The organism is Pseudomonas sp. XS1P51 (genome assembly GCF_054897845.1).
The window spans coordinates 6,697,757-6,710,742 of the sequence record NZ_CM142707.1 but is presented as its reverse complement, the minus strand read 5'-3'; the positions used below and the strand labels follow the sequence as shown (position 1 = coordinate 6,710,742).

The following is a 12,986-nucleotide window of genomic DNA, read 5'->3' as shown; positions in this document are numbered from 1 at the left end:
CTATGCTGGATGTGACTCAGGCATCGCGAGCAGGCTCGCTCCCACAGGGGTTATTCGGGGTGTCAGGACGGGGACGGATGCAAATCGCAATTGCGTCCGGCCTTGGCCAGTTGACCGGGCACTTCGTGACCGAGCAGCGCGGGCAATCCTCGCGATAACTTCAGCAACAGCGGCAGATCGATACCGGTTTGAATGCCGATTTCATCGCACAGGTTCACCAAATCCTCAGTGCAGATATTGCCCGAGGCGCCTGGCGCAAACGGGCAACCGCCGAGCCCGCCCAGTGCCGCGTCGAAGCGTCGGGCACCGGCCTCGTAGGCGGCCAGCACGTTGCACAAGCCGAGCCCGCGAGTGTTATGGAAATGCAGGGTCAAATCTGCCGGCGCAACCCGCTGCAACACTCGTCGCACCAGTCGATCAACCTGACGCGGATTGGCCATGCCGGTGGTGTCGGCCAGGGTGATGCCCTGGATCCCGAGTTCCTGATAAGCCTCGACGATTTGCAACACGCGATCCTCATCGATCTTGCCTTCAAAGGGGCAGCCGAAGGTGGTGGCGATGCTGCCGTTGAGTCGCACCGGTGTACCGCGAACGTATTGCACGATCTCGCCGAACGCCGCCAATGAGGCTTCGCAACGCATGCGCATGTTCGCCAGGTTGTGGGTCTGACTGGCGGACATCACCAGGTTCAGCTCGTCGGCCCTGGTCGCCAACGCCCGTTGCGCGCCTTTCAGGTTGGGGATCAACGCAACATAGATCACCCCCGGTTGCCGGGTGATGCCCTTGAACACCAACTCGCCATCGCGCAGCGCCGGAATGGCCTTGGGCGACACGAACGAACCCGCTTCGATGCGGCTGAAACCGGCCCGCGACAGTTGATCGATCAGCGCAATCTTGTCGACCGTTTCAACCCAGGTCGGCTCGATCTGCAAGCCGTCGCGGGGCGAGACTTCCTGAACAATCAGCGTCTCGGAGTAATCAGTGATCATTGCACCACCCCTTCGGTTTTCAGCCGTACGATCTGCGACTCAGTAAGGCCCAGCCCCGCGAGAATGCCGTCGGTATGCTGGCCCAGACTCGGTCCTGACCAGTTCACGCCACCAGGGGTTTCGGACAGTTTCGGTACGATGCCCGGCATCTTCACCGTGGTGCCGCCGGGCAGGTCGGCGCTGAGCAGCATGTCCCGCGCCTGGTAATGCGGATCGGCGACGATGTCGGCCACCGAGTAGATGCGTCCGGCCGGCACTTCGGCGGCTTCCAGGGCCGTCAGGACATCGGCGATCGGCAGGCTGCTGGTCCAGTGGGTGATTGCCGCGTCGAGCACGTTGCTTTTGGCTGCGCGTCCGTCGTTATGGGCAAACTCCGGCGCTTCGGCCAGGTCGTTTCGACCGATCACTTCCATCAGACGCTTGTAGATCGGGTCGCTGTTGCCGGCGATCACCACGTAGGCACCATCGGCCGTCAGGTAAGTGTTGGAGGGCGCGATGCCCGGCAAGGCGCCGCCGCTGCGCTCACGAACGTGGCCGAGCATGTCGTATTCCGGCACCAGGCTTTCCATGACGTTGAACACGCTTTCGGCCAGCGACACATCGACCACTTGCCCGCCGCCCTGCCCGGTCTTGACCCGCAACAGCGACATCAAGGCACCGATCACCGCGTGCAGTGAAGCCAGGGAATCGCCAAGGCTGACACCGACCCGGGCCGGTGGCGAACCGGGGGTGCCGGTGGTGTAGCGAATTCCGCCCATCGCCTCACCGATGGCGCCGAAACCCGGGCGGTCGCGGTACGGGCCGGTCTGGCCGTAACCGGAGATGCGCACCAGCGTCAGGTTGGGATTGAGGGCGTGCAGCACGTCCCAGCCCAGGCCGAGTTTTTCCAGGGCACCGGGGCGCAGGTTTTCGATCAGCACGTCGGCGCTGGTCGCCAGTTGCTTGACCAGTTCGATGCCTTCGGGGGATTTCAGATTCAGCGCCAGGGACTTCTTGTTGCGCGATTGCAGGTACCACCACAGCGAGGTGCCTTCGTGCAGCTTGCGCCACTTGCGCAGGGGATCGCCCTGGCCCATGGCTTCGATCTTGATCACTTCGGCACCGAACTCGGCGAGCATGCGGGCGGCGAACGGCGCGGCAATCAGGGTGCCGATCTCGATCACTTTGATTGCACTCAAGGGGGCAGTCATCGCGGGGTACCTCTTGTTGTTCTTGGAATATGAGCCAAGGCTAGAGGACCGAGGGGCGAGGAATCCAACCTTCAGTTGGCAACGGGCGTTCGTGAAACGCGAACGCTTGGCATGAGGGGAGTGGCGACCTCAGGTCAGTCATCGCGAGCAGGCTCGCTCCCACAGGGGATTTGTGAACGCCGCAGATCCGTGTGGGAGCGAGCCTGCTCGCGATGAGGCCAGCACATCCAATCGAGAATAATCAGACCTGCCCACGCAACTGCTCAAACAACATCCGGCTCACCGGCGACAACGCCGCTTCATCGCGCACCACCAGAATGAGCGCCCGATCCGACCAGTCATCCGTCAACGGCACCGCATGCAAACCCAACGCCCGACCAAACAATTCATAGGCTTTCTGCGGCAGGATGCCGATGCCCATGTTGGCCTGGACCATCCGGCACATCGCGTCGAAACCCGGCACATGAATCCGCAACCGCAGCACCTTGCCAGCCTTGCGCGCTGCGGCGTGGGTGCGCATGTTGATGGAGCTGGCGGAATGCAAACCGACGTAGTCGCTGTCCAGCGTGTCGGCGAACGCCAGCTCGGATCGGCTGGCCAACGGATGATCCGGGAGCATCAGCACCATCAGTTTGTCCTGACGGTAAAGCACGCTGTGCAGGCCTTTGACGTCGCTGTCGCTGGAACAGATTCCCAGGTCGGCAACGCCGTCCAGAACCCCCTGAATCACCCCACTGCTGGGGCGCTCTTCGAGGTCGGTCTTGACCTGGGGATGGCGCTCGGAAAAGTCCCGCAGGTCTTCGGGCAGGAACTGAATGATCGCCGACAGGTTGGCGAGCATTCGCACATACCCACGAATACCGTGGCTGTGCTCGCCCAGCTCAAGGCCCATTTTTTCGACGTTGAACAGCATCTGCCGGGCATGGTGCAGCAGGGTTTCGCCGGCCGGCGTCAGGGTCATGCCCTTGGCCTGGCGCACGAACAGGCTGATGCCGAACGCTTCCTCCAACTCCATCAGCCGTTTGCTGGCCGCCGACACCGCGATGGCTTCACGGGCAGCGGCACGGGTCAGCGTGCCTTCCTCGTGGACAGCGACGAACAGCTGAAGAGTGATCAGATCGAGGCGGCGGGTCAGGCTTTTTTGCAGCATGGAGGGCTCGATGAGTGGGGTTCGGCTGAGTCGGCAATATAGCCCGGTTTTGGCCCACAACATCACAAGCCATCGCCCTACACGCAAATCTCTTGCAACACTCAACCGTACCGGAAACGGCCGATTCAAGGTCCTCGCCGCACGCTGTAAAGTCTCGAAATACACACGGACGGTTACATCACTCAGGGACAGACACGTCATATGGACCAGACAGCGCACGCGACAAACACCTTCACCAATTATCGAAAATTGATCTCGCTGGCCGACTACGACTGGGAGACCGCTGAAGCCGGAAAAGTCGCGGGACTCAATGTCGACATCAGAAGTACCAACCGCATGATTGACCAGTACGGGCGTGCGTTTCATCACTTCTGCACCACGTCTTACCTGGGCCTGGATCACCACCCCGGTCTGCTCGACGGCGCCATGACCACGTTGTGGGAAACCGGCACCCTTCGCATCGCCAACTCAAAGAACCGCTGCAAGCTGGCGATTCTGGACCAGTACGAAACCGAACTGTCCGAACTGTTCGGCGCCCATTGCCTGAGCACCTTGTCATGCAGTGCGACGAGTGCCGGAATTCTTCCGTTGCTGGCCAGTGGCGTCTTCACGCAAAACCGTCCTCCGGTGATGGTGTTTGACCGGTTAGCCCATTACTCGATGAATCACCTCAAGGCCGCCTGCGCCGATGAAACCACGGTGGTGACATGCCCGCATAACGACATGGATTTTCTCGAAAAGCAGTGTCAGCAACACGCCACGGTCGCGTATATCGCCGACGGCGCCTACAGCATGGGCGGGACTGCGGACATGGACAGCCTTTTGTATCTGAAGGATCGCTATGGGCTGTTTCTCTACCTGGACGACTCCCATGCGCTTTCTGCCGTCGGCACCTTCGGCGCCGGCCTCGTCCGCTCCAGATTGCACGCCCTGGAGGATGACTGCCTGATCGTCGCCTCGCTGGCCAAGACGTTTGGCGCCAGCGGTGGCCTGGTCATGCTGGGCAACGAACGGCAGAAGAAGCTCATTCAACGTTACGGCGGCCCCAGTAATTGGTCGCAAAGCCTGAACAGTGCAGCCATCGGTGCGGGTAAAGCGTCCATTGCGCTTCATCGCACGGCGGAATTTGCCGCGTTACAGGAAAAACTTCAGGTTAATATCCGGCTCTTTGACAGCCTGATTCGTACTGAACAACACGGCAGCAACATGGCGATTCGTCTGATCACCTGCGGTGAAGCGGCGTTGGCGAACAGCATTGCCATCGATCTGGCCAATCACGGTTTCTTCACCTCGGCAGTGTTTTTCCCGGTGGTAGCACAAGGCAAGGCCGCGATCAGAATCACGCTGCGCGCCGACATGGAGCCGCCGCTGATCCGCCACTTTTGTGATCTCATCACCGAGCTTTTACGCGCTCACGGCCGGGACATCGGCCGCTGAAATCCAGGGAAGACCCAATGAAGAGCAGCACCACCCTCCTGATCACCTGCTGCACGGTCTTTCTCGCCCAATTGGGCATGAGCATTTACCTGCCGGCACTGCCGGAGATTGCTCGACATGTATCCGCCGATGCCTCGCAGGTTTCATGGGGCCTGGCGGTGTATTTGATCGGCATGGCGCTGCCGATGCTGTTCTGGGGAAGCCTTGGCCAGCGCATTGGCCGAAAACCGGTATTGCTCGCCGCGCTCGGTATCTACGGACTGGGCAATCTGGCGCTGCCACTGGGTCAGACGCTTGAATCGTTCCTGTTTTTTCGATTGCTTCAAGGCATTGGCGCCAGCGGCATCTCGGTGATGGCACGGGTGCTGATCCGCGACAGTTTCCGTGGGGACCTGCTGGCCAAAGCCCTGTCGTGGATTTCGATTTCCTTCGTGGTGGCGCTGGGAATCGGTCAATACCTGGGGTCGATTATCCAGGTGGGGTTGGGTTGGGTTGGCCGGCGATCTTCTATCTGTTAGGTGGGGCAAGTTTATTGATGGCAATGACCGTTGCGCGAGTGACGTTTCCATTGCTGGTCGAGGACAATGTTCAGTCGTCCGTCTGGCCGAGCTACCGGCGCATCCTGCGTGATCGAGCGTTCTTGCTGCCGGCCATCACCGGCGGCCTGGGATACGGGGTGATCATCGCGTTCAACACCGCCGCGCCACTGATCCTGCAAGGTCCGTTCAACTGGTCTGCCGTGGAATATGGGCTGTTGGGCTGGCCGATCAGTGCGGCGTATTTTCTGGGGGCATTGGGGGTCAATGGCTTCGTGCTGCGCACCGGTCAACGCTGGCTGATGACGGCAGGCGTGGGGTTGGTGCTGGCGGGCAGCGCGGTGATGTTACTGGGCAGCATTGCTGCCACGTCAATCGCGCTGCTGTTCTGGCTGCCGTATTGCGTGGCGGTGTTCGGCCAGTCTCTGAACTACCCGATCAGCCTGTCCTTGGCCAACGACGGTTCGCCGGTCGGCGGTGCCTATGCGATGGCGTTGAGCGGCTTCATTCACCAACTGATGGCTGCGGCCATCGGCGGAGTCGCCAGCCTGATCGCAAGCCAGCAGGCATGGCCACTGTCTCTGTTGTGCACCTTGCTGGCGTTGGGCGCGATGTTCTGCGTGATCTTCGCGCCCTACCGCCAAAGCGCTTAAAACGCGCTGCGGAAAATCTCTTCGATCTGCCGTTGGTCAGCCACTCGAGGATTGGTCAGGCCACATGCATCTTTCAACGCGTTGCTGGCGAGGACCGGGATGTCGTTGAGCTTGGCGCCGAGCTCACGCAAACCAGCGGGAATTTCCACGTCCGTGGACAGGCTGCGGATCGCGGCGATCGCTGCCTGGGCGCCCTCTTCCGGGCTGAAACCACGAATATCGGCGCCCATCGCAACGGCAACATCGCTCAGGCGGTCGGCGCAGACCAGCGCGTTGAAGCTTTGCACATGAGGCAGCAGAACCGCGTTGCACACACCATGGGGCAAGTCATAGAACCCACCCAATTGGTGAGCCATGGCGTGGACATAACCCAACGATGCGTTATTGAACGCCATGCCGGCGAGGAACTGCGCGTAGGCCATGTTTTCCCGTGCCGCCATGTCGCTGCCATCTCGTACCGCCAGACGCAGGTTGCTACTGATCAAGGTGATGGCCTTCAGTGCACAGGCATCGGTGATCGGGTTGGCGGCAGTGGAAACGTAGGCTTCGATGGCATGGGTCAGCGCGTCCATGCCGGTGGCCGCCGTCAGGCCTTTGGGCATGGCGACCATCAGCGCCGGGTCGTTCACCGACAGCAGAGGCGTGACGTTGCGGTCGACGATGGCCATTTTCACGTGGCGGGATTCGTCGGTGATGATGCAGAAACGGGTCATCTCGCTGGCCGTGCCGGCGGTGGTGTTGATGGCGATCAGCGGCAGTTGCGGTTTGGTGGACTGATCCACGCCTTCGTAGTCGCGAATCTGCCCGCCATTGGTGGCGCACAAAGCGATGCCTTTGGCGCAGTCGTGGGGCGAACCGCCGCCCAGGGACACCACGAAATCACAGCGACTCTCCTTGAGCAGGCCCAGGCCCCGCTCGACGTTGGCGATGCTCGGGTTTGGCTTGGCGCCGTCGAAGATCACCGAATCGATGTCCTGCATCGCCAGCTTCTCGGCGATCATGCTCGCCACGCCCGCCTTGGCCAGCCCGGCGTCAGTGACAATCAGCGCCTTGCGAAATCCGTACTTGCGAATGGCGTCCATTGCTTCGTCGAGGCAACCGATACCCATGATGTTCACGGCGGGAATGAAAAACGTGCTGCTCATGAGCCAATCTCCTGGTGGGGGCCGAATCGGCTGACCGATCTGGCGGATACCCACAGGATCGACCCATCGCTCGCGCAGTAACTTGATCTGGCTCAAGTCTCGGTCGTGATAAAGTCGCCGCCCATCAGACCTTCTGCCTTGAGACGACGAACGCAATGACCGATTTCCAGGATGTTGATGCCCAACTTGAAGACTGGAACGCTTTGCGCGCCACCGCCTCGTTCAGCGGCCTGCTGGTGGGTAACGGCGCCAGCCGTGCGGTGTGGGACGACTTCGGCTACGACTCACTGTTTGAAAACGCCCGCACCGTCGAAGAAAAACCCCTGAGCCAGTCCGAGCTGAGCGTGTTCGACGCGATGCAGACGCGCAGTTTCGAACAGGTGCTCAGCGCGCTGAAAACCACCAGCCGCGTCAACAAGGCCCTGGCCGTCAGCTCCGCCGCGCCGCGCAATCGTTACTACGCGATCAAGGAAGCGCTGATCAACACCGTGCACGCGGTGCACATCCCGTGGCGGCTGGTCGTGCCTTCGACACTGGCGACGATCAATCAGGAACTGGGCCGTTATCGGACGGTGTTTACCACCAATTACGACTTGCTCAACTACTGGGCGATCCAGCACCAGCCTGAGGCGATCACCGATCTGTTCCAGGGGGCCGAGCCGGGTTTTGATTTGAGCGCCACGACGACTGATAAAACCCGTGTGCTGTACCTGCACGGCGGCTTGCATCTGGTACGGAATCAGGACGGCACGGCGCGCAAGTTGATGTCGACCGAGGGCACGCTGCTGGGCAGTTTTGCGATCAACAACACGATCAAGACCCTCGACGATGTGCCGCTGTTCGTCAACGAAGGCCCGACTCAGGACAAGCTCAAGACCATTCGCAGTTCGGATTATTTGTCGTTTTGCTATGACCAGTTGCTAGGCCACGGTGATGGGTTGTGCCTGTTTGGTCACTCTCTGGGCGAGCAGGACAGCCACATCATCCACGCGTTGCGCCAGGCGAAACCGAAGGTGATGGCGATCTCGATTTATCCGCGCAGCAAGGCGTTCATCCAGCATCAGAAGCGGCATTACGCGAAGGTGTTTGAGGGGACGGGGGTTGAATTGCGGTTTTTTGATTCGAAGACGCATGCGCTGGGTAGCCCGAAGCTCACGGTTCCAGTCGAGGTTTAGCGGCGACGCGGCTGACGCCATCGCGAGCAGGCTCGCTCCCACATTGGAACGCATTCCCCTGTGGGAGCGAGCCTGCTCGCGATGCCTTTACAGTCGACTCATTCCTCGGCGCTATGCACCACCACCAGCAACTGCGCCTGCACCTCGCCCACTGACCGAATCCGGTGCGGTTTCTGCGCATTGAAGTGCAACGCATCCCCACGATTGAGCAGCACTCGCTCATTCATGAAGTCCACTTCCACCTGCCCCTCGTGGACGAACAGAAACTCTTCCCCCAAGTGTTCCTTGAAGGCTTTGTCGCTGAACTCGGTCGGCGGGTAGATGATGAACGGCAGCAGGCTGCGCTCACTGACCTGTCGGGCCAGCACCGCGTAACCGGGGCTCTGCTCATCGGCTCCCAGCGACTGGCGTTCGTCGCTGCGCACCAGGCTGTAGCTGTCGAGGCTGACCTTGTCTTCGGAGAACAACTCCTCGACCTTCACGTTCAGTGCCTTGGCCAGTTTCAGGGCGGCCGCAATCGACGGCGTGTTCAGCCCGCGCTCGACTTTGGACAGATAGCTCTTGGTCATGCCGGATTTTTCGGCCAGGGCCTCCAGCGTTACGCCAAGTTTTTTTCTCAGTAATTTCAAACGGATAGACATGTGGAGCGATTAATCCATCAAGAAGGCGACGATGTGTCCTTGCCAATGACACAAGGTGTCATATAGTCTCGTTTGTGTCATTTGCATTCACCCCTGACCTTGCGAGCAACGAGTGAAAGGCAAAACCGACGTCCATTGAACCACCCAAAGGACACCGATATGGCCAAGACCTTAGCACTACCCAAAGAGCAACTGGTCAAGCAAGCGCTGACACAGATGCAAAACACCCTGGCGGATAATACGTGGACCGACCGGCAAAAGCTGGCCCTGACCTGTCGTATTCTGTTCGAGAACGGTCACGATTCCGGCCTGGCCGGGCAAATCACCGCCCGCGGCCCGCAGCCAGGCACCTATTACACTCAACAACTGGGCCTGGGTTTCGACGAGATCACCGCCGGCAACCTGCTGCTGGTCAACGAAGACCTGGAAGTGCTTGAAGGTCACGGCATGCCCAACCCGGCCAACCGTTTCCACAGCTGGGTGTACCACGCCCGACCGGACGTGAACTGCATCATTCACACGCACCCGACCCACGTCGCGGCGCTGTCGATGCTCGAAGTACCGCTGCAGATTTCCCACATGGACCTCTGCCCGCTCTACGACGACTGCGCGTTTCTCGAAGGCTGGCCAGGCGTGCCGGTGGGTAACGAAGAAGGCGAACTGATTGCCGGGGCGCTGGGCGACAAACGGGCAATCCTGCTTTCACACCACGGCCAGTTGTCCACCGGCACCACCATCGAGGAAGCGTGTGTGATTGCGCAACTGATCGAGCGCGCCGCGAAGCTGCAACTGCTGGCGATGAGTGCCGGGACCATCAAGCCGATCCTGCCGGAGTTGGGACGTGAAGCCCATGACTGGATTTCCAAACCGAAGCGCCACGCCGCCGCGTTCAACTACTACGCTCGGCAGAACCTGCGTCAACACGCCGATTGCCTGAACTGAACCCACCCCTATTCAAGAGGAGAGTCGCCATGTCGACCCCAAGCATTCACGGCATCATCGGCTACACCATCACCCCGTTCACCGCCAATGGCGAAGGCGTTGATCTTGACGCGCTCGGGCGTTCCATCGACCGCCTGATCGACGGCGGCGTCCACTCGATCGCACCGCTGGGCAGCACCGGCGAAGGCGCTTACCTGAGCGACGCGGAGTGGGATCAGGTCAGCGAATTCAGCATCAAGCACGTGGCCAAACGCGTGCCGACCATCGTCAGCGTGTCCGACCTGACCACCGCCAAAGCGGTACGCCGCGCACGCTTCGCCGAAGCCCATGGCGCCGACGTGGTGATGGTGCTGCCGACGTCCTACTGGAAACTCAGCGAAGCGGAAATCCTCGCCCACTACCGCGCCATCGGCGACAGCATTGGCGTACCGATCATGCTGTACAACAACCCAGCCACCAGCGGCACCGACATGTCGGTGGACCTGATCCTGCGGATCGTCAAATCCGTGGACAACGTGACCATGGTCAAGGAGAGCACTGGCGACATCCAGCGCATGCACCAGCTGCAACGGCTGGGCCAAGGCCAGGTACCGTTCTACAACGGCTGCAACCCGTTGGCCCTGGAAGCCTTTGCCGCCGGTGCGAAAGGCTGGTGTACCGCGGCGCCGAACCTGATTCCGCAGCTCAACCTCGATCTGTATGAAGCGGTGTTGGCCAACGATTTGAGCAAGGCCCGGGAATTGTTCTATCGCCAGTTGCCGCTGCTGGACTTCATCCTCAAGGGTGGCTTGCCGGCGACTATCAAGGCCGGCTTGCGTGCCACCGGGCTGGAAGTCGGCGATCCGCGGTTGCCGGTGTTTCCACTGGGTGAGGCGGGTATCAGTCAGTTGCAAGACTTGTTGAAAGCATTGCGTTAACGCAATGAAAAGATCGCAGGCTTCGCCAGCTCCTACATGGGAATGCGGTCACCTGTAGGAGCTGCCGCAGGCTGCGATCTTTTTACTTTCAGAGCACCGGGAGGGTCTTGTCCTTGATCACCGTGCTCGGCCCGTTGGCCTTCACACTGGCAATGCCTTTTTCCCGCGCGGCATCAGAGGTATAGGCTTCGCTGCTGCCGATAATCTCGTGGTTGGCGGCCTTGAGGTTGAAGTAGGGATGGCCATCCTTGGTGGTCTTTTTCTCGTAGCGCTCATCCAGCGGACTGTTCTTCTGCACTGAGGCAATGCCGTTTTCGGCGGCGCTGCGCGTGGTGTAGTGCTCGCTGGCCAGAATGGTTTCGGCATTGGCTGCTTTCAGCACAAACCGAAACTGGCCGTTGCTGGTTTTGCTCAACTCATACCATCCAGACATGGTGCTTCTCCTGTCGATTGATCCAACGAAAGTTGCCTGACAGTAAAGACCGTCTACCGGGTTTATCCACTGCCAGGCGATGGACATCATTTGCCAGGATGACAAATAGTAATAATTCTCGATATCATTCGAGACCTCCTGCATCGCGCTTCGTCAAGAAGGATATCCATGCCTCGCCTCACGCCCGACCCACTGTCGGCCGACTCCTTTCGCCGGTTCTACGCAGACATCCTGCATTACCTGCGCAAACGCACGGATAACCCCAGCGACGCGGCGGACATGACGCAGGACGTCTTCACCCAATGGCTCGACTATGGCGACCGGGCCAAGGTCGAGCAGCCGCGGGCGTTCCTGTTTCAGATGGCGCGTAACCTGCTGCGCGATCATTGGCGTCGGCAGAAGGTGCGCCACATCGTGCAGCCCGGTCACGACACCGATCCGGAACCCGTCACCGACGACCATCATGACCCATTGGCAGGCGCACAACGCTTGCAACGCCTGGAGCAGCTCAAAGGTGTTCTCGCCGAACTCTCGCCACGCCGCCGGGAAGCCCTTATGCTGCACCGCTTTGAAGGTCTGAGTCAGGCACAGATTGCCGAGCGCATGGGCATTTCCCTGAGCATGGTGGAAAAACATATCGCCTTCGCCCTGCTGCATTGCAAGCAACGCCTGGACCACGAGAACGGCACGGAGCAGCCAGAATGAACCGCCATCGCGACATTGAAACCGACCTGCCGGATGACAGCATCGATGCCCAGGCCGCGAGCTGGTTTGTCCGCAATCGCGAGGATCACGGCAGCGCCAACCGCAAGGCGTTCGAGCAGTGGCTGAGCGTGCCCGAACAGGCCAGGGCCTACCACGCGTTCGAACACCTGTGGGCCGATCTGGCCGAACTCCGGCAACTGAACAAACCGGTGCCACTGAAAGTGCGCCGCAAACCCAATGCCTGGCGTCCGGCCCTGGCCATCGCGGCGGTGTTGGTGTGCGCGGTGCTGGCGTTCAATCTGGGCACGCCCCACGGCGTCTATCAGCAACAGATCGCCGCCCAGGCCCAAGGGGCGCGCACCTTCAACCTGCCCGACGGCAGCGTCTTGTCGGTCAACGCCAACACGCGACTGCGCATCGATTTCAACGGCCAGCAGCGTCAGCTCTACCTCGATCAGGGCCAGCTCTATCTCGAAGTGGCCCCCGACAAAGAACGCCCGCTCTGGGTGCATGCCGGTGAGGCCACGGTGCGGGTGGTCGGCACCGGCTTCGATGTGCGGCGCACCGAGAAACAAGTGGTGGTGAGTGTCGCCCACGGTCAGGTCGCGTTTGCCCCGAACAGCAAGACACACACCTTGCTCGGCGCGCAGCAGCAGGCCTCGTTTGACCTGGCCAGCGGCACGCTGCAACAGCAAACCCTGGCTGACGGGCAAGTGGCCGAATGGCGCAGCGGGCACTTGTCGTTTCGTAATCGGGAACTGGCCAGCCTGGTGGACGAGTTGAATCTGTATCGCCCTCGCCCGGTGCTGCTGGCCGATCCGAAACTGGGTCGTTTCAAGGTGTCCGGCAGCCTCGACGTCGATGATCCCGACGCGCTGATCAGCGCGCTCCCGGCGCTGGTCCCGGTTAAAACCGTCACCCTCGCTGACGGCCAGCTGCGCATTGAAGCTCGCTGAAACAACCTCACATGAGAATATTTTTCATTCGCATGTGAGGTTTTTTTTACCTGCCGCGTCTTCCTCCGGTCTGCGTTCTGTACGCAAGCCTTTTTGGCCTTTCAGCCGCCCCGGGGG

At 60.6% G+C, this 12,986-nt stretch carries 12 protein-coding genes and 1 pseudogene; 7 read left to right on the top strand and 6 right to left on the bottom strand.

The annotated features are described in order from the left end of the window. Positions 1–62: 62 nt before the first annotated feature. The 3 genes from ACYZUD_RS31015 to ACYZUD_RS31005 form a co-directional block, all read right to left on the bottom strand. Positions 63–989 (bottom strand): hydroxymethylglutaryl-CoA lyase, encoded by a 927-nt coding sequence (locus tag ACYZUD_RS31015; RefSeq protein WP_462021605.1) that lies wholly within the window; start codon positions 987–989, stop codon positions 63–65. Continuing rightward, complete coding sequence (locus ACYZUD_RS31010) at positions 986–2,179, bottom strand: CaiB/BaiF CoA transferase family protein (RefSeq protein ID WP_462021604.1); 1,194 nt, start codon at positions 2,177–2,179, stop codon at positions 986–988. The genes ACYZUD_RS31015 and ACYZUD_RS31010 overlap by 4 nt, the downstream gene beginning before the upstream one ends. 241 nt (positions 2,180–2,420) lie before the next feature. After that, complete coding sequence (locus ACYZUD_RS31005) at positions 2,421–3,329, bottom strand: LysR family transcriptional regulator (RefSeq protein ID WP_462021603.1); 909 nt, start codon at positions 3,327–3,329, stop codon at positions 2,421–2,423. Between the two features lie 201 nt (positions 3,330–3,530). Here ACYZUD_RS31005 and ACYZUD_RS31000 point away from each other — a divergent pair, with 201 nt between their 5' ends. Beyond that, complete coding sequence (locus ACYZUD_RS31000) at positions 3,531–4,766, top strand: aminotransferase class I/II-fold pyridoxal phosphate-dependent enzyme (protein WP_462021602.1); 1,236 nt, start codon at positions 3,531–3,533, stop codon at positions 4,764–4,766. A 17-nt stretch (positions 4,767–4,783) separates the two neighbouring features. Then, positions 4,784–5,955, top strand: a pseudogene (locus ACYZUD_RS30995) (MFS transporter). On the opposite strand, the gene yiaY reads toward ACYZUD_RS30995, so the two are convergent. Further along, a complete protein-coding gene (yiaY, locus tag ACYZUD_RS30990; RefSeq protein WP_462021601.1) occupies positions 5,952–7,100 on the bottom strand; it encodes an L-threonine dehydrogenase in 1,149 nt (382 codons plus the stop codon). The pseudogene ACYZUD_RS30995 and the gene yiaY overlap by 4 nt on opposite strands. A 155-nt stretch (positions 7,101–7,255) precedes the next feature. On the opposite strand from yiaY, the gene ACYZUD_RS30985 reads away from it, so the two are divergent. After that, on the top strand, positions 7,256–8,275 hold the full coding sequence (locus tag ACYZUD_RS30985; RefSeq protein ID WP_462021600.1) for a DUF4917 family protein: 1,020 nt from the start codon (positions 7,256–7,258) through the stop codon (positions 8,273–8,275). 98 nt (positions 8,276–8,373) lie between these two features. On the opposite strand, the gene ACYZUD_RS30980 is transcribed toward ACYZUD_RS30985, so the two are convergent. Continuing rightward, positions 8,374–8,916: a helix-turn-helix domain-containing protein gene (locus ACYZUD_RS30980; protein ID WP_462021599.1), complete on the bottom strand. Its 543-nt coding sequence runs from the start codon at positions 8,914–8,916 to the stop codon at positions 8,374–8,376. Between the two features lie 159 nt (positions 8,917–9,075). Here ACYZUD_RS30980 and ACYZUD_RS30975 point away from each other — a divergent pair, with 159 nt between their 5' ends. Both ACYZUD_RS30975 and ACYZUD_RS30970 read left to right on the top strand, forming a co-directional pair. Then, the gene (locus ACYZUD_RS30975; protein ID WP_462021598.1) at positions 9,076–9,858 is read left to right on the top strand and encodes an aldolase; all 783 of its coding nucleotides are present in this window, start codon (positions 9,076–9,078) and stop codon (positions 9,856–9,858) included. Positions 9,859–9,887: 29 nt separating this feature from the next. Then, on the top strand, positions 9,888–10,775 hold the full coding sequence (locus tag ACYZUD_RS30970) for a dihydrodipicolinate synthase family protein (protein ID WP_462021597.1): 888 nt from the start codon (positions 9,888–9,890) through the stop codon (positions 10,773–10,775). 88 nt (positions 10,776–10,863) lie between these two features. Here ACYZUD_RS30970 and ACYZUD_RS30965 read toward each other — a convergent pair whose 3' ends face one another. After that, entirely contained in the window at positions 10,864–11,208 is a 345-nt protein-coding gene (locus ACYZUD_RS30965; RefSeq protein WP_462021596.1) for a YegP family protein, read from the bottom strand. A gap of 168 nt (positions 11,209–11,376) precedes the next feature. Between ACYZUD_RS30965 and ACYZUD_RS30960 the strand changes: the two genes are divergently transcribed. Together ACYZUD_RS30960 and ACYZUD_RS30955 are read left to right on the top strand one after the other, a co-directional pair. Continuing rightward, positions 11,377–11,913, top strand: coding sequence for an RNA polymerase sigma factor (locus ACYZUD_RS30960; RefSeq protein ID WP_462021595.1), 537 nt, complete (start codon positions 11,377–11,379; stop codon positions 11,911–11,913). Then, positions 11,910–12,869, top strand: coding sequence for a FecR family protein (locus ACYZUD_RS30955; protein ID WP_462021594.1), 960 nt, complete (start codon positions 11,910–11,912; stop codon positions 12,867–12,869). The genes ACYZUD_RS30960 and ACYZUD_RS30955 overlap by 4 nt, the downstream gene beginning before the upstream one ends. The last annotated feature ends 117 nt before the right edge of the window (positions 12,870–12,986 follow it).